This is a genomic window from Streptomyces sp. NPDC030296 (assembly GCF_055572815.1).
In genome coordinates, this window is record NZ_JBVICQ010000017.1 from 38,312 (window position 1) to 54,872 (window position 16,561).

Here is a 16,561-nt window from a genome sequence, read left to right on the forward strand (position 1 = left end):
ACCACCGATGACCGCTCTCTCCCTTCTGGACACCCCGGTGCCGGGCGCCTCCCCCGACGTCCGGCACCCGGGGCTCGCGCCCCGGCTCCGTGCCGCGCTGGACGGTGTCGGTGTGGCGCCCGGCGCGCGCGAGGCCGCCGTCGCCGGGCGTACCGTCACCGCCGACAGCCCCCGTGACCTGCGGGGCCGCCTCACCAACGCCCTGTACGAGGAACTGCACGCCGGCCGCGACCGGGGCGGCCCGGCCGCCGAGGGCCCGCCGCCCCGCCGTACGCTCCGCGACCCCGCCCTGGAGGCCCGGCTCGCGGCGGCCGTACCGCACACCACCACCCCCACCCGGGGCCGGCTCGTCGAGGTGCTCCACCGCCCCGACGGCGACCAGCTCGTCGTACGCCTCCCCGAGGTCACCGCCCGCGTCCCGGCCGGCCGGCTGCTGGCCCCGGCCGCCCCGCCCGCACCCGGCGACCTCGTCGACCTCGCCCTGGAGGCCGCGCGCCCCGCGCTCTCCCCCGGCTTCTTCTACGTCATGGGCTCACGCCCCCTGCCCCGCCGCGCCGGCCCCGTACGCCGCCTCTTCCTGCACGCGCGGGACGCGGACGCCGCGGTCGCCCTGTGGGGCACGGTGCTCGGCGCGTTGGAGGAGGCGGGCGCGCTGTACCACGCGAAGGTCCTCTCCGACCCGCAGGACTACCCGCGCCGGGACTCCGTCGTCGTCTACCTGCACGGCGACCACCGTCCCGGCGAACGCGCGGTCGCCACCGCCGTCGCCCCCCACGCGGGCACCCTCACCGGCGACGGCACGTCCGTCTTCACCGAGGAACTGGCCCCCGGCGTCGCCGCCGCCTGGGACCCCGAGGACCCGCGCCCCGGCCAGGACGGCATGAGCTTCGGCCAGCACCGCGCCTTCGCCCTGGCCGGCGGACTCATCGCCCACGCGCTGTCCGACGGTGACGACAGCCGCGAGACGCACGTCGTACGGGCCTTCCACGAGGCGGGCATCGACCCGCTGCACCCTCAGAACAACCTCGACACCCGCTCCGGAGGCGGACGATGACGACCAGCGTGGCAACCGAAGAGTCCCTGGCAACCGAAGAGCCCCTGGCGATCGAAGAGACCCTGGCGACCGGCCCGGCCGACACCGACACCGCGGCCGTCGAGACCGGTGCCGGGCTCGGCACCGCCCTGACCACCGCGTACAGCGACGCGCTCGCCGAGGTCTACGACGAGATCTACCCGGCCACCCCCGATCTGGAGGACATCGCCGACTTCCTCCTCACCCTCACCGGGCCCGGCGCGAGCGTCCTCGAACTCGGCGTCGGCACCGGCCGGGTCGCCCTGCCGCTCGCCGACAAGGGCTTCCGGGTGCACGGCGTCGACTCCTCCGGGGGCATGCTGGCCCGGCTGGCGCACAAGGACCACGAGGGCCGGATCACCCCCGTCCACGCCGACTTCGCCACCCTCGACCTGGGCCGCACCTTCGACGTCGTCCTCGCGCCCTTCAACTCCCTGTGCTGCGCGGTGGCCCCGGACGAGCAGATCGCCCTGATGCACGCGGTCGCCCGGCACACGGCGCCCGACGGGCACGTGGTCATCGAGACGTTCGACCCCAGTGACTACCACGTGCAGAAGAAGAACGAGATCAGCACGTACCCGATCGACGGGCGCGGCGCGATGATCGAGTCCATCGGCGTGCTGCCCGCCTCGCAGAACATGATGATCCACAACACGCTGTTCCTCGACGGCGAGGCCCCCAAGTCGGCGACGACGGTGATGCGTTACCTGTGGCCGAGCGAGCTCGACCTGCTCGCCGGCATCGCCCGTCTGGAACTCTCCGCCCGCTACTCCGGCTGGCGCGAGCAGCCCTTCGACGGCGGCGACAGCCGGAAGATGTGCGTCTCCGTGTACCGGCCGCTGCGGTGAGCCTCCGGCTGGTCACCGAGGAGACCCCCGGCCGAGGTCTCGTGGCGGTCGCCCTCACCGTGGCGGCGGGCGGCGACGACGACCCGCCGGGACGCCACGGGATGGCCCACCTGGTGGAGCACCTGATGTTCCCCCGTGGCGACGGACACGGCGACGGAGCCACCACTGAGGGGGACACCGGTTTCCTCGCTCTCGTGCAGGAGGCCGGCGGGATGTGCAACGCCGAGACCCATCGCGACCACACCGTCCTCCACACCGTCGTCCCGGCCGACGCCCTGCCCGACGTACTGGCCCTGGAGGCCCGGCGGCTCCTCCGCTTCCGGCCCGCGCCCGCCACCGTGCGCTCCGAGAGGGCCGTCATCGCCGAGGAGATCCGCGCGGCCGGGGCCGGTGCCCGCCTCTGGGACACGGTCCTGGCCGCCCTCCACCCGGGCGCCCGGCACGCCTACGGCACGACGGCCGAACTGACCCGTGTGACGGCGGAGGAGACCGAGTCCTTCTTCCGGGCCCACTACCGGCCCGAGCGGGCGGTGCTGTCGGTCGTGGGTGATGTGGACGCGGAGCGGGTGGCGGCGCTGGTGGAGCGGGAGTTCGGGGCGTGGGCCCCGGGGCTGCCGACCGCCCCCCACCTCCCCTCCGGACACGTCCCCTCCCCGCACCGGCCCACCCTCGGCGCGCCCATCCCGTACGCCCGTGACGGTGTGGCCGTCGGGCACGCGCTGGCCGATCCACGGGGCGACTTCCGGCTGTACGTCGCCCAGGTCGTCCTCTGCGAACTGCTTCGCCGGAGCCGCCTGCCGCACCTCGTGGCCAGGGCACCGGAGGTGGCCGCGGCGACCGTGCAGTGCGGCTACCAGGGCCAGTGGCTGGCCTCCGCCGCTCCCGACCTCGCGCTCGTGCTGCTCGGCCGGGTGCCGGGGGCCGGTACGGAGGAGGCCGTCGGGCGGTGGCTGGAGGCGCTCGGCGAGCTGGCCGCCACCCCGCCGGGGGAGACGGAACTGCGGCGGGCGGCACGCGTGCTGCGCGCCGGATGCCACCGGCAGTCCGACTCCCTCCCGGCCCGCGCCGTCACCCACGCCCGCGCCGCCCTGCTCCTCCCGCACGCCACCCCGGACGCGCTCCCGGCGCACCTCGCCGCCGTCACCCCGGCCGACGTGTCGACCGCCGCGCGGGCCCTGCTGTCCGCGCCCAGAACGGTTCACACGCTGGAAGGAGCCGCCGCATGAGGACGGCCGAGACCTTCCGCACGGTCCTCCCCAACGGCCTGGACACCGTCCTCGTGACCGTGCCGGGCGCCCCGCTCGCCGAGATCCGGCTCGTGCTGCCGTACGCCCGGACCGAACCCGGACTCGCCGCCGCCCAGGAGCTGCTCGCCGCGCACCTCGGGACGGCGACGACGACCCGTGACCGGCGGGCCGTGGCGGACCGGGCCGCCGACCTCGGCGGGGAGTTCAGCACGGTGGTGACCGCCGAGCAACTGGTGCTGTCGGCGAGTGTGCTGGCGGAGGGGCTGCGGGACGCGCTCGAACTCCTCGCGGACCTGGTGCTGCGCCCCGCCCTCCCGTCGACGTCGACGATCGCGCGGGACGGTCACCGGGGGCCCACGCCCGCGCCCCGCCCGGCGGGCCCCCGTACGACACTGCGCCGAGCCCAGCTGCGCCACGCCTTCGGCGGGCCGCACCCCCTGGTCGACGACACCCCGGACGGGGCTGCCGCCCTGGACGTCCGCGCGCTCCACCGCCGGGCCGTGGTCCCGCGGGGTGCCGTGCTGCTGGTGATGAGCGGGGAGGCACCCGAGCGTGTACAGGCCGCGGTGGACGCCGAGTTGGGGGAGTGGACCGGCGCGGGACCGTCGGGCCTCGTCCTGCCGCCCTTCCCGCGCACCGAACCCACCCCCGGACGCCTCGCCCTGCACGCCCCGGAGGCCGACCAGGCGCTGCTCCTGACCGCCGGCCCCGCGATCCCGGCGCCCGAGCCGGGACACACCGCGCTCCACCTCGCCCAGGTCGTCCTCGGCGGCCAAGCCACCTCCCGGCTGACCCGGCGGCTGCGGGAACGCCACGGTCTGGCGTACGCGGTCGACGCGAGCATCCGGCAGAACGGGGCGGGCTGCTGGCTGGAGATCGACTGCGTCGGCGCCCCCGGCACGGGTGACCGGCTCGCCGACGAGGTCACCGCCTGCCTCGCGGAGTTGGCCCAGGACGGCCCGACCCCCGAGGAGGTGCGGCGGGCCCGCCGTTACGCGGCCGGGTTCACCCGGTTCGCGCTGGCCACCCGCGCGGAGGAGGCGAGCGCCCTGGCCGGCTTCGTGGCGGGCGGGCTGCCCGTGGACTGGCTGACCACCTACCCGGACGCCCTCGCCGAGGTGACCGACGACCGTGTCACCGAGGCCGCCGCCCACTACCTCGACCCGTCCCGCACCCTCGTGGCCACCCTCGACCACCGCCCTTCGTGAGGACCCCGATGACCACCACGGAACCCCGGCCGACCGGCACGGAACCCCGGCCGACCGGCACGGAAGGCCGGCCGACGAGTACGGCGCCCGCGCCGACTGCGGCTGACCCCGAGTCGGCGAGTGCGGACCCCCGGCCGACCGGCGCGAACGACGACGGGGCGGCGCGCGACCTGCCCGCCGTCCTCTACCCCCTCCAGCCCGACCACCCCGAACTCGTCGCCCCGTTCGCCGCGTCCGTGGCCCGCACCGGGGCACGGCGCCTGTGGCTCTGCCAGTCCTTCCGTGCCGAACCCCACCAGATGCTGGCCCATCTGGCCGGGATGGGCCACACCGTGCCGGTGGGCACCGCGGTGACGTTGCTGCCGCTGCGGCACCCGTACGAGGCGGCGCTCCAGGCCCGTTCGCTGGCGCTGCTCACCGGGCGGCCGGTGGTGGCCGGGTACGGCATCGGCACACCCGACTTCGCGAAGGGCCTCGCACCGGAGCCGTACCGCAGCCCCCGTACCGCGGTCGGCGACTACGTCCGCTCCGTACGGGCCCTGCTGGACGGCGAGAGCGTGGCGTACGACGGCCCGTACCACCGGCTGCACGCCGAACTGCCGCCGGTCGGGCCGCACGCGCCGGTGGAGGTGGGGGCCGGGGTGCTCCGGCCCGGCATGGCGCGCACGGCGGGCGCGACGGCGGACGTGGCGATCACCTGGATGACCCCGCCGGCGTACGTACGGGACGTGCTCGTCCCCCAACTGACCGCGGGCGCGGCCGAGTCGGGGCGTGCCGGGCGGCCCCGGATCGCGACGGCCGTGCACGTCGCCGTCACCCGGCCGGGCCGCGACCCGCGCCATCTGGCCCGGGTCGCCGCGGGCGCGCACCTGGGCGCCCCGCACTACGCGGACATGCTCCGCCGCGCCGGCGTGGACACCGACGGCCCGGATCCCGCCGCCGAGTTGCTCCGCGCCGACGTCGTCGTCACCGGCACACCGGAGGAGATCGCCGCGACCCTGGCCCGCTACCGGGCCGCCGGTGTCGACGAGATCCTCCTCAACCCCACCGCCGTCCTCCTCACGGAGGGCGTGCACGCGGCGGTGGACGACATGGAGGAGATCATCGCGGCGACGGCGGGGTGACGGTCCCCGCACGGGACAGCGGTACCGCCGTGAACGCGACCTCGGCGGCGCCGCTCCGGTTGACGTAGTCGACCCGCAGGGTGTGCCGTCCGGACGGGATGGTGAGGTCGACGCTCTGCGAGACGGGCACCGGGCCGTACGACGAGACCGGCGTCGGGCCGTACGTCGAGACCGGCGTCGGGCCGTACGTCGAGATGGGTGTCGGGACTGCCGTCGCGCCCGGCGTCGGGACGTCGCCGGGGACATCACCTCGGAGGTCGATCCGCAACCGGCCGTCCACGTACACGCGGACGCCGCCGTCCCGCCCCGACGCGACGAGGGTGAACCGACCGCCGGAGCCGAAGTCCCGTGTCACGCTCCACCGCACGCCGAAGCGGTCGTCCGGCAGCCCCGGCGCGGGCGCGTCCGTGCCCCAGTCCTGGTCGATCGCGCTGTCGCAGTCCGTCGTCAGCGGCGTACCCGAGAACGACGTATTCGCGAACATCTGCCGTTTGAACACGGACGGCGCACAGGTCACGGCCGCCTCGGCGGTCAGCGCGTACACCCCGCCCATCGCCGCGGCGATGACCGCCGCCACGGCGGTGGCCCCCACCCGCCGCTGACGACGTCCCCGGCGCCACCGACGCCCCGTCCTCCCGGACGCGGAACGAGAACCCTCGGACATCACTCGCAGCCCTTTCGGCCCACAGACACGGAACGAATGACCTTCGGCGTGGGGGTGTGGGGCGCTACAGCGCAGGTGGGGCTGCTGGGACGCTGAGCGCGTGGGCGCGAGGGTAGGGGATGCCCTTCGGGGTGGGAACGGGCGGCCGCATGCCGAGACCGGCCGAGGTCGGCCGAAGTCGGAAGCCAGCCGAAGTCGGCCGAAGGCGGCCCAGGCGGCCGGAGGTGGGGGCGGGGGTCAGGTCGTGCGGGGGCATCGGACCGTCCAGGCCCGACCAGGTGTCCCGGGGCGTGAGGGACCCCGCCCCCGCGTTCCCGGACCACGGACACGATCCGTGCGCGCCGGACGCGGAGCGAAAGCGGGCGACCAGGACACCCAACACCGTTCGGGGCGTCCGGCTGAGCATGGGTCCTGGCAACAGGACCCACTCCCGCTCAGTCTTTAGGAACGGTAGCCACCCACCGCCAAGTGCGTACTTGATGGATTTCGGAGCTGTGACCACATCCACCGTGGGCCCTACGGCTCGGAGGTCGTCATTCCCGAGGGCCCGGCCAAGGGGTTCGCCGTCACGGAGGCCGTCACCGGTCGGCTCCGGACCGACGCTCGACCCGGCAAGTTGCCCACCGGCCGCCTCCGGCTGAACCATCCGGCCCCAGATGGTGTCTCACCAGGCGATACGTCTGCGGCACTTGCGCTTCTGGGGAGGCAACTCATGGCCATGGTCGGGCTGTTCTGGATCGCCGAGGACGGCGGGGTGTATGTCGGGGCGGAGCCCGAGGGGGCCGGGCGGGGGCTGCGGCTGACCCGGGACGGCGTCGTGGGGCTCGGCGTGGACCAGGGTGGCGAGTGGCGGTGGGCGGACCTGCGGTCGGTCGCCCTGCGGTACGTGCGGATCCGGTCCGCCGGGCGGCTGGTGGTCACCGCCGCCGTCGACCTCGCGCTCAGCGCCGTGGCCGGTGGCGGTGGCAGCCCGGGGGCCTTCGAGGTGCACCTGGAGACGGCCGACGGGACCACCGTCGAACTGGAGGCGTACATGGCGTCCGCCGTCGGCGGCTACGTCGAGTCCGAGTACGACCTCTCCGTCGCCCTCCTGAACCGCCTCGTCGACGGCACGGCGGACCTCACCCCCCTGGAGGACTGGGGACGCGCGTACGCCGCCGAGGGCACCCCCCGCCGCGAGGAGCGCGAAGCGCTGCTCCGGAAGTGGACCGACGGCTGAGCCCCCCGCCCCCGACCCCGGGGGGCTCGGCCCGAGCCCAGGTCCCCGGCCTTGGCCCCGGCCTCGGCCCTCGGCCCAGCACCTGGCCCGGCCTTGGCTCAGGCCCCGGGCCCCAGCCCCGGTCTTGTCCCCGGGCCCCGGCACCTGGCCACGGGCCCGGTCTTGTCCCCGGGCCCTGGCCCTGGCCTCTGGCCTTGGCCCGGGCTTCGGCGCTGGCCCAGCCCCGGCTTCGGCGCTGGCCCAGCCCCGGCTTCGGCGCTGGCCCAGCCCCGGCCCCGGTCTTGGCCCCGGCCCCAGCCTGGGCCCCCGCCCAGGCCCCCGCCCCCGGTGACCCCCACCGTGACGCTCCGTGACCGTGGGGTCGGGGCGTCGTGAGGGGGCCGGTGGGTCGGCGATCTTCGGGTCCCGGCCCGGCGTGGCGGTCCCGGCGAGTGACGTCCGCCACCCGTCGGTCCCCGCGCCGGTGTCCGAGGGGCGGTGTGGCGGGTGGCCGTACGTGGTGATCGTCCCGTTCTTCTCCCACATGTCCGTGTCCGCCCGGCCGCCCGCGTCCGCGCCGCCTTCGTGAGTCCTGTCACCCTCTCTGACCTGCTCACTCCTCGGACCTCTGCCCCGGCGGTCGCCCTCGCGGACCCCCGTGATGCGTCAACGGGCACCGGGCCGGGCGCCGTTCGGCGCGTGTCGTTTCCCGCGCCGCCTCACGCCCCGCAGGCCGTGAAGGGCGCGCGGCGACAGCGCGAGCCCTTGCTTTACCCTCTTCACACCGAGACCACACAACGCTGTTGTCATCTCGTTAAGTGATTACTCCTTGACGCTGCGGTGATCAGCGCGTTGGCTTTCAGCCACCTGGGTCTCAGTGCCGACCCACGCCCGGAAGGCCCTTGATGTGAACGCCCGTAACACCAGCACCACCGGCACCAGCCGTGTACGTCGTACCGCCTCGCACCGCGCCGCCACCGCCCTCGCGGCGTCCGCCGCGGCCGTCTCCCTCGCCGCCTGCGGGGTCGTGGACGTCGGCAGCAGCGCGGAGGCGAGCCCCACGAAGGGCGACGACATCACGGTGGGCGTTCTCTTCCCTGACAAGGAGACCAAGCGCTACGAGCAGTTCGACCTCCCGATCATGAAGAAGAAGATCGGCGAACTGACCGACAACAAGGCGACGGTGCAGTACGCCAACGCGGACAAAGACCCGGAGACCCAGATCGAGCAGCTCGAGCGGATGGTGACCGACAAGGTCGACATCATCGTGGTCGACGCCGTGGACTCCAAGAGCATCGCGGGCGCCATCGAGACCGCCGACAAGGCCGGCATCCCGGTCATCGCCTACGACCGCCTCGCCCAGGGCCCGATCGACGGCTACGTCTCCTTCGACAACGAGCTGGTCGGCCAGGTGCAGGGCCGCTCCCTGGTGGAGAAGCTGGGCGACAGCGCCGCCAACAAGATCGTCATGATGAACGGGTCGACCACCGACCCCAACGCCGCCATGTTCAAGGAGGGCGCCCTCTCCGAACTCGGCGACAAGGTGACGATCTCCGAGACGTACGACACCAAGGACTGGGACCCGGTCGCCGCGAAGGCGAACATGGAGGAGGCCGTCGCCAAGCTCGGCGCCGGCAACATCGACGCCGTCTACGCCGCCAACGACGGCATCGCGGGTGCGGTCATCGACGTCCTGAAGACCGCCGGCGTCTCCAAGGTGCCGCCGGTCACCGGGCAGGACGCCGACCTGGACGCGGTGCAGCGGATCGTCGCGGGCGACCAGTACATGACCGTGTACAAGTCGTTCCCGCTGGAGGCGAACGCCGCCGCCGAGATGGCCGTCGCCAAGGTCCAGGGCCGCTCCATCGAGTTCGACGCCCTCGCCAAGGACAGCGTCGACTCCCCGACCACCAAGAAGATCCCCGCCCAGCTGGTTCCGCCGGTCGCGCTGACCAGGAAGAACATCGCGGACACGGTCATCGCCGACGGCATCTACACCGTCAAGCAGATCTGCACGGCCGAGTACAAGGCCGACTGCGACGCGCTCAAGCTGAACTAGCACCGAGCGGCCACGACAACGACGTCAGCGACGCGAACGCGGCGTCAACGAGGACAACGACGTCAGCGGCGGCGAGAGGCCGGGAACGGCCCTCGCTGCCGCCACCCGCCCTCGCCGTCGCCCTGCGTAGATCCTGTGCAGTCCCCGCGCCAAGATCACGCCATGGTCCAGGGTTTCGGCCTGTCATGTCGTGATCACGGGGGACGACTGTCGGGATGCTTCACCACAACGGGGACCCGGCGGAGCGCTGCGCGCGCACCGCCGCCGGGGGAACAACACACGCAGCGGTGCCACACCACGACGCTCCCGCGGTCGCGCGGCGGCGCACAGCGGCAGCCCGGTCGGTGCCCCTCTCCCCCGCGTCCCTCGCCCCACCCCTCACACCGGCGCTCTCCCTCGCCCTCCTGACCGCCTGCACGGCGGTCGACGGCGGTGAACCGGACGGCGGCGGCAAGAAGCCCGCGCCCACCGACCGCCCCACCGCGACCGCCACCGCCCCCGCCCACGACGGCCCCCGTCTCCCCGGCTTCGCCGCGAAGCCCGCGTGGAGCCTGGCCGCCGGGCCCGTGGCGCCCGGTGTGCTGGACCTGGGCGGCACCCTGCTGTTCGCCAAGGACGCGAGCGGCGCCTACCTCAAGGACTTCGACGACGCCGAGGCCTTCCTGGAGCCCGACACCTGGGGCGACGACCGCCGCTCACCGGCCCCGCAGGGGCCCAACCGCGTGCTGCACCTCTCCGAGGCGCCCCAGCCGCTGACGCTGGAGTTCCGGGACACGAGGACCGGGAAGCCGCGCGCCTCCCTGAAGGCGGCCACCGACTCGGTGACGCTCACCGGTTGGCGCGACGGCGCCCCCGCGGTCGCCGTCGGCACGTCGCGGACCGCCGGGTCGGACGGGCTGTCGGCGAAGAAGACCACCTCGACGGTCACCGTCTACGACGGCCAGGGACGGAAGCTGGGGCGCGACCCCGGCGACGCGGCGCCCCGAGACGGGCCTGGAGATCCCCGACACGTACACCCGCGTCGAGGCGGAGGCGGGCTGTGTGCTGACGAACTACGAGCGCGAGTGACCGTCCCGCTCACGCCACCCGTGTGAACTCGATCGTCACCTCCGGCGGGCCCCCGGGCACCCCCCGGTAGATGCCCTTGTGCGGGGTGACGTCGTCGTAGTCCCGGCCGCGCCCGACGACGACATGGGACTCGTCGGCGCGCACCCGGTTCGTGGGGTCGTAGCCGGCCCACTCGCCCGCCCAGTACTCGATCCAGGCGTGGCTCTGCCCCGCGACGGGCCGGTACAGCTCCGCCTCGCGCTCGGGGTGGAGATAGCCGGAGACATAGCGGGCGGGCAGGCCGAGACCGCGCAGCATCCCCAGGGTGAGATGGGCGATGTCCTGGCAGACACCGGCCCGCTGGTCCCACGCCTCCGCCGCGCTGGTGTGCACACCGGTGGCGCCCGGCACGTACGCCACATGGTCGGCCACCATCGCCGACACGGCGACCGCCGTCTCGTGCACGTCCAGCCCGGCGGCCGTCTCCCGCGCCCGCTCGACCAGCTCCGCCGGGAGCGTGGTGCGGCGGGTCGCGGTCAGGTACTCCAGCAGCCGGGAGTCGGCGGTCACCCGGTGGACCTCCGCCCAGTCCGGCGCGTCGGTGAGCGGCTCCGGCGGCGCCGTCTCCACCAGGCTGGACGCGGTGATGGTCAGGTCGCCGTGCGGGTCCATCAGGTCGAAGCCGGTGACCTGGGTGCCCCAGTAGTCCCAGTACGACCAGGTCGGCGTCGACGGGTTGACCAGCACCCGCGCGTCCAGGGTGGTCTGGCCCGGCAGGGTCAGCGGCGTCATCCGCACCTCGTTGTGCGACGACGACGCGGGCTGGGCGTACGGGACACGGGTGGTGTGCCGGATGCGCAGGCGCCGGGTGGCGTGCGTCGCGGAGGGTGGGGTCATCGTGCTCACGCGCCTTCCTGGGCCCACTCGACGGGCCCCTGGTACGGGAAGAACTTCTCGGCCACCGCCTCCGCCGAGGCCATGCAGGCCCGTTGCAGGTCCCGCAGCAGCGTCGGCAGCCCGGCCTCCAGGGACGCGGAGTCCAGGTATTCCAGGTGGGTGCGCAGCGCGCCGATCGGGCGGCGGGCCGGGTCCTGGCGGGGGCGGCCGAGCGCGGCGAGGCATTCCTCGGCCGTGGTCAGCGCGTGCAGCGCCGAGCGCGGGAAGTCCCGGTCGAGGAGCAGGAACTCGGCGACCTTGGGGCTGTCGCCGAAGCCGCCGTGCAGGCGCGCGTACGCCTCGTCGGCGCCGCTCGCGCTCAGCAGGGTCGGCCAGTCGGGGGCGTGCGCGGCGTCCAGCACCCGTACCGACAGCAGCCGCACGGTCATGTCGACCCGTTCCAGGCTGCGGCCGAGGACCACGAACCGCCAGCTGTCGTCGCGGCTCATCGTGGAGTCGGCGAGACCGAAGAACAGGGCCGCGCGCCTGCGGACCAGCTCCAGATAGGCGTACGGGCCGCCGGTGCGGCGGGCGGCCGTGCGCTGGTCGGCGAGGGCGTGCCAGGTGGAGTTGAGGCACTCCCACATCTCGGAGGAGACCGCCTCGCGGGCACTGCGGGCGTTCAGCCGGGCGGCGCCGAGCGCCCCCTCGATGCTGCCGGTGGAGTGCGCGTCGAAGGCCAGCCGGTCCAGGACCTGCCGCATGTCGCAGTGCTGGTCGGGCGCGTCGACGCCGAGGATCGCGTACAGCGAGCGGCAGGCGGCGTCCTCGTCGCGCCAGGGGTCCTCCAGGAGGCGGTGGAGGTAGGCGTCGAGGATGCGGCCGGTGGCGTCGGCGCGCTCCACGTAGCGGCCGGTCCAGGTCAGGGCCTCGGCTATCCGGGAGAGGATCACGTCGTTCACTGCTGCTGCGCCCCTTCCTGCACGACTGTGCGGGTGCCGTCGGGTCCGAGCTGGCGTGGTGCCTTCTCCAGCGGGCCGCTCTCCTCCTCGTGCGGCCGTTCGGCGGGGCCCTCGGCGAGCACCCAGGTGTCCTTGGAGCCGCCGCCCTGGCTGGAGTTGACGATGAGGTTGCCCTCCTGGAGGGCGACCCGGGTCAGCCCGCCGGGCAGCACCCAGACCTCGCTGCCGTCGTTCACGGCGAAGGGGCGCAGGTCGATGTGGCGGGGTGCCATGCGTTCCCCGGCGAGGGTGGGGGAGGTGGACAGGGCGACGGGCCGCTGTGCGATCCAGCCGCGCGGATCGGCGAGGACGGCCGCGCGGGTGCGTTCCAGCGTCTCCCGGTCGGCCTTGGGCCCGATGACGATGCCCTGTCCGCCGGCCCCGTCGACCGGTTTGACGACGAGCTGGTCGATCTGGTCGAGCACGGCCTCCAACTGCCCCGGCTCGTCGGGCCGGTACGACTCCACGTTGGGCAGGACCGGTTCCTCACCGAGGTAGTACCGGATGAGGTCGGGTACGTATGTGTAGAGCAGCTTGTCGTCCGCGATGCCGTTGCCGACGGCGTTGGCGAGCGTCACGTTGCCCGCCATCGCGGCGCCCATGACGCCGGGGCAGCCGATCACCGAGTCGGGCCGGAAGTGGAGTGGATCGAGGAAGTCGTCGTCGAGCCGCCGGTATACGACATGGACGGGCATCTCCCCACGTGTGGTCCGCATCCACACCCGGTTCCCCCGGCACACCAGGTCGTGCCCCTCGACCAGCTGGACGCCCATCAGCCGGGCGAGCAGCGCGTGTTCGAAGTAGGCGGCATTGCTGGGGCCGGGCGTGAGCACCACGACCCGCGGGTCCCCGATGCCGCCGGGCGCGGCCGCCCGGAGCGCGGCGAGCAGTTTCTGCGCGTAGCCGTCGACGGGCAGCACGTGCTGTTCGGCGAAGAGGGACGGGAAGACGCGGGTCATCGCCCGCCGGTTCTCGATGACGTACGACACGCCGGACGGCACCCGGACGTTGTCCTCCAGCACCCGGAAGGCGCCCGCCTCGTCGCGGACGAGGTCGATGCCGGCGACATGGATGCGGACCCCGCCGGGCGGCTCCACGCCGTGCGCGGACCGGTGGAAGTGGGGGGAGTTGAGGAGCAGCCGCCAGGGCACGACCCCGTCCTCGAAGGCCCGGCACGGCCCGTAGGCGTCGGCGAGGTACGCCTCCAACGCCCGGACGCGCTGGGCGACTCCGCGCTGGATGAGGTCCCACTCCAGGGCGTCCAGGATCCTGGGCACGAGATCGAGGGGCCAGGGTCTCTCCTCGCCCGCGAAGGCGTAGGTGACGCCCCGGTCCGTGAACGCCCGGGCCATCTGGTCCGCCCTGAACCTCAGTTCGGCCGGTTCGATGGGCTGGAGCGCCGCCAGCACCGGCTCGTAGGCGGCCCTGACCTCACCCGGCCGCTCGAACATCTCGTCCCACGCGTCGGCCAACGCGTACGCGTCAAATATGTCCGCCATGGCCTGACGGTAAGTGCGCTCAGTAGCAAGCTGATCACGCTCCTGTTTCCGCCATCTTGCGGGAACGATCGCGACCAGCGGAAACGGAGGGTTTGAAGTACGTCCGCGCGGGGGAGTCGCTCCGCGCGAACCACCCGCGAAACACCGGCGGACCACGCGCGACCGACCCGCGCGCCCGGCCGTGCGGCGCGGGCACGGGCGACCGCCGGACGGACCGCCCCCCCCCGGCCCCGCCGCGTCCCGGTCTTCACGGACCCTCCAGGCGACCTCCAGGCATCGTTTCTTCAGCTTGTTGCAAGGCGTAATACCTGAGGGGTGGACAAGGTGGGGCAGACAAGGGTGCTTTGGGGCAGGGGGACGGTGTCGTCGTGTTGCGGAGGCGGTGCGGGCCGCGCATAGTTGCGCTGCGAACAGGCTGGAGCCGGGGGTGAGTTGTCATGGCCGGGCATGCGACGGACGGGCATCCCCACGGTGCCGACCGGCTCTGCGAGGCCGGGGACCGGGTGTACGCGCGAGCGGTACGGCGGGGCCGTCTCCCGCGCGAGGACGCGGAGACCGTGCCCTGTCTGGTCGAACTGGCCCTGCTGCACCCCGACCCCGACGACATGGGCTGGCTGGTGCCCACCTCCCCGCAGGAGGTCATGACCCGGCTGCTGCGCGGCGTGCACGCCGAGGTCAGCGCCAGCCAGGCCCGGGTGGGCGCGGCCGTCGAGGCCGTCGAGTGGTACGCGGGTCTCAGCGCCGTACGGCCGGGCCAGCCGGCGGAGGGCACGGCGATCCGCGTCCTCGACGGGCTGTCCCGGATCCGGGCGGCGATCGACGAGGCCACCGACCGCTGCACCACCGAGGTGATGACCGTGCAGCCGGGCGGCATCCGGCGGGAGGACGAGCTGCGCGAGGGGCTGCACCGGGCGCTCGCCATGTGCCGGCGGGGCGTACGTATGCGGGACCTGTACACGCATGTGGCCCGGCACGGGCAGGGCCTGCACAACTACATGGAGATGATGGGCGAGGCGGCGGAGGCCCGCACCCTCGACGAGGTCGTGGAACGCCTCATCGTCTTCGACCGCACCGTGGCCTTCATCCCCGCCAACGCCGACCGCACCATGGCCCTGGAGATCCGCCACCCCGCGCTGGTGGAGTACCTGGTCACCGTCTTCGAACGGCTCTGGCGCCTCGGCATCCCGCTGACCGCCCCGCTGCCGTCCTCCGGCATCGCGGGCATCACCCACCGGGAGCGGTCCATCGCCGCGCTCCTCGCGGAGGGCCACCAGGACGCGGTCGTCGCCGAACGCCTCGGCATAAGCGTCCGCACCTGCCGCGCCCACATCGCCCGCCTCTCCGAGACCCTGGGCGCCGCCAGCCGCACCCAACTCGGCGTCCGCATCGCCCAGGTGGGACTGGACGGCCCACAACGGCCGGCCACGGAGACCGGGGACGACCGGCTCTCCCTGCCCGCCCCGTCCGCCGCTCCTTCTCCGGCGGAGATCCGTCAGAAGGGCCCTAGGGCAGCGGCTGTTCCTGCTCCAGGATCCCCGACTGCGCGATGAGGTAGCCGAGCTGTGCCCGGCTGCCGCTGCCGAGCGCCGTGGCCAGCTTGGCGATGTGCGCGCGGCAGGTCCGCACGTTCATCCCGAGCCGCCGCGCGATGGCCTCGTCGACGTGGCCCTCGACGAGGAGTTTGGCGATGGAGTGCTGGATCTCGCTGATCCCGTCGGGAGCGGTCTCGTAGGGGGCGCCCGCGGTGAGGGGGACGGCCCGGCCCCACATGAACTCGAAGACCTTGACGAGGTAGCGCACGAGTCCCGGATGCCTGAGCTCCAGGGCGACCTGCTGGTCGTCGCGGGTGGGGATGAAGGCGACCGTCTCGTCGCAGATGATGAGCCGCTCCACCAGCTCGTCGATGGTGCGGTACTCCACCTTGCCGTTGGACAGCTGGGCCACGTAGGCCAGCTTCTCGGGGTTGTAGCGGGCCGTGTGCTGGTACAGCGTGCGGATGCGCACACCACGTTCGATCAACGGCCTGTCCCGCTCCAGGCCCTGGAGGAGGTTGCGCTCGGAAATGCGGTTGCTCGGCTGGACCGTGAGCACCTCGGTCCGGCACTCGGCCGTCGCCAGATTCAGCGCCGCCTGGATGCGTTCGCCGCCCTCCAGCACGGTGATGGCGTGCGTGGGCGTCGTCGCCTGGGCGGTGAGCGTCATGAACGGTTCGAAGACATCGGCGAGTTCGATCGACCGCCGCCGCTGCTCGGCGATCTCCCGTTCGATCGGGTTGAGCCGCTGGGCCAGAGCGACCGAAGGGGGAACCGGGCGGAGCCAGTTCGCGTCATCGGGATCGGGGTGGAGGAGGGCGAACTCCATGAGGCAGGGGGCGGGTTCGACGTCCTCACGTGCCAGGCGTCCGGTCCGCAGCGCGTGCGCATAGAGACGAGCTCCGTCGTCGCACAGATCAGCCACCGTATGGGGATGTACCGCCTTGGCCCGATTTTTACTCAAATCTCCACCCCCCAGGGTCCTGAACATGCAGGAACATGATGCATCGATTATGTGGCCATGACGTGCCCGAATGAGCCATCGTCGTATGCGACGGGGGAAGAGGGGACCTTCAAGTGAGGACGAAGCCGACTATGCGTAAGAGAATGCTTCGCTCGGTGCTTGTCGCCGCCTTCTCCACCGTTATCGCCTTCGGAGCGCTGGGTGGCCTCTCCGAGACGAAGC

At 73.5% G+C, this 16,561-nt stretch carries 14 protein-coding genes and 1 pseudogene; 10 read left to right on the forward strand and 5 right to left on the reverse strand.

Features of this window, described 5'->3' with window-relative positions:
- The first annotated feature begins 7 nt into the window (after positions 1 to 7).
- The 5 genes from ACZ4Z3_RS36065 to lxmJ are packed head-to-tail and all read left to right on the forward strand — an operon-like array spanning position 8 to position 5,499.
- Complete coding sequence (locus tag ACZ4Z3_RS36065; protein WP_468505007.1) at positions 8 to 1,054, forward strand: T3SS effector HopA1 family protein; 1,047 nt, start codon at positions 8 to 10, stop codon at positions 1,052 to 1,054.
- An 8-nt stretch (positions 1,055 to 1,062) separates the two neighbouring features.
- Complete coding sequence (locus tag ACZ4Z3_RS36070) at positions 1,063 to 1,920, forward strand: class I SAM-dependent methyltransferase (protein ID WP_468505008.1); 858 nt, start codon at positions 1,063 to 1,065, stop codon at positions 1,918 to 1,920.
- Complete coding sequence (locus tag ACZ4Z3_RS36075) at positions 1,917 to 3,146, forward strand: M16 family metallopeptidase (protein ID WP_468505009.1); 1,230 nt, start codon at positions 1,917 to 1,919, stop codon at positions 3,144 to 3,146. Before ACZ4Z3_RS36070 ends, ACZ4Z3_RS36075 begins: the two co-directional genes overlap by 4 nt.
- Positions 3,143 to 4,375 carry a M16 family metallopeptidase gene (locus ACZ4Z3_RS36080; RefSeq protein WP_468505010.1) on the forward strand — a complete coding sequence of 411 codons (1,233 nt, stop codon included), beginning with the start codon at positions 3,143 to 3,145 and terminating at the stop codon, positions 4,373 to 4,375. The genes ACZ4Z3_RS36075 and ACZ4Z3_RS36080 overlap by 4 nt, the downstream gene beginning before the upstream one ends.
- 8 nt (positions 4,376 to 4,383) lie before the next feature.
- Entirely contained in the window at positions 4,384 to 5,499 is a 1,116-nt protein-coding gene (gene lxmJ / locus ACZ4Z3_RS36085; protein WP_468505011.1) for a F420-dependent peptide dehydroalanine reductase LxmJ, read from the forward strand.
- Here the strand turns inward: lxmJ and ACZ4Z3_RS36090 are convergent.
- Entirely contained in the window at positions 5,477 to 6,091 is a 615-nt protein-coding gene (locus ACZ4Z3_RS36090) for a PA14 domain-containing protein (RefSeq protein WP_468505012.1), read from the reverse strand. The two genes, lxmJ and ACZ4Z3_RS36090, sit on opposite strands and share 23 nt — an antisense overlap.
- A 322-nt stretch (positions 6,092 to 6,413) precedes the next feature.
- On the opposite strand from ACZ4Z3_RS36090, the pseudogene ACZ4Z3_RS36095 reads away from it, so the two are divergent.
- From ACZ4Z3_RS36095 to ACZ4Z3_RS36110, 4 genes and pseudogenes are all read left to right on the forward strand, one after another.
- Positions 6,414 to 6,608 (forward strand): annotated as a pseudogene (locus ACZ4Z3_RS36095) (IS200/IS605 family accessory protein TnpB-related protein); the annotation flags it as partial.
- A gap of 267 nt (positions 6,609 to 6,875) precedes the next feature.
- Positions 6,876 to 7,382, forward strand: coding sequence for a hypothetical protein (locus tag ACZ4Z3_RS36100; protein WP_468505013.1), 507 nt, complete (start codon positions 6,876 to 6,878; stop codon positions 7,380 to 7,382).
- 886 nt (positions 7,383 to 8,268) lie between these two features.
- Entirely contained in the window at positions 8,269 to 9,420 is a 1,152-nt protein-coding gene (locus tag ACZ4Z3_RS36105) for a sugar ABC transporter substrate-binding protein (RefSeq protein ID WP_468505014.1), read from the forward strand.
- A 287-nt stretch (positions 9,421 to 9,707) separates the two neighbouring features.
- A complete protein-coding gene (locus ACZ4Z3_RS36110) occupies positions 9,708 to 10,514 on the forward strand; it encodes a hypothetical protein (RefSeq protein WP_468505015.1) in 807 nt (268 codons plus the stop codon).
- Here the strand turns inward: ACZ4Z3_RS36110 and ACZ4Z3_RS36115 are convergent.
- From ACZ4Z3_RS36115 to ACZ4Z3_RS36125, 3 genes are read right to left on the reverse strand one after another with little or no spacing between them, the layout of a single operon-like run.
- Positions 10,498 to 11,364, reverse strand: a complete 867-nt coding sequence (locus tag ACZ4Z3_RS36115) for a transglutaminase family protein (RefSeq protein ID WP_468505091.1) — start codon at positions 11,362 to 11,364, stop codon at positions 10,498 to 10,500. The two genes, ACZ4Z3_RS36110 and ACZ4Z3_RS36115, sit on opposite strands and share 17 nt — an antisense overlap.
- Positions 11,365 to 11,369: 5 nt before the next feature.
- Entirely contained in the window at positions 11,370 to 12,305 is a 936-nt protein-coding gene (locus ACZ4Z3_RS36120) for an alpha-E domain-containing protein (RefSeq protein WP_055538970.1), read from the reverse strand.
- Entirely contained in the window at positions 12,302 to 13,843 is a 1,542-nt protein-coding gene (locus ACZ4Z3_RS36125; protein ID WP_468505016.1) for a circularly permuted type 2 ATP-grasp protein, read from the reverse strand. Before ACZ4Z3_RS36125 ends, ACZ4Z3_RS36120 begins: the two co-directional genes overlap by 4 nt.
- A gap of 437 nt (positions 13,844 to 14,280) precedes the next feature.
- On the opposite strand from ACZ4Z3_RS36125, the gene ACZ4Z3_RS36130 reads away from it, so the two are divergent.
- Positions 14,281 to 15,393 (forward strand): helix-turn-helix transcriptional regulator, encoded by a 1,113-nt coding sequence (locus ACZ4Z3_RS36130; protein WP_468505017.1) that lies wholly within the window; start codon positions 14,281 to 14,283, stop codon positions 15,391 to 15,393.
- Here ACZ4Z3_RS36130 and ACZ4Z3_RS36135 read toward each other — a convergent pair.
- Positions 15,347 to 16,366, reverse strand: coding sequence for a helix-turn-helix transcriptional regulator (locus ACZ4Z3_RS36135; RefSeq protein WP_468505018.1), 1,020 nt, complete (start codon positions 16,364 to 16,366; stop codon positions 15,347 to 15,349). The two genes, ACZ4Z3_RS36130 and ACZ4Z3_RS36135, sit on opposite strands and share 47 nt — an antisense overlap.
- Between the last annotated feature and the right edge of the window lie 195 nt (positions 16,367 to 16,561).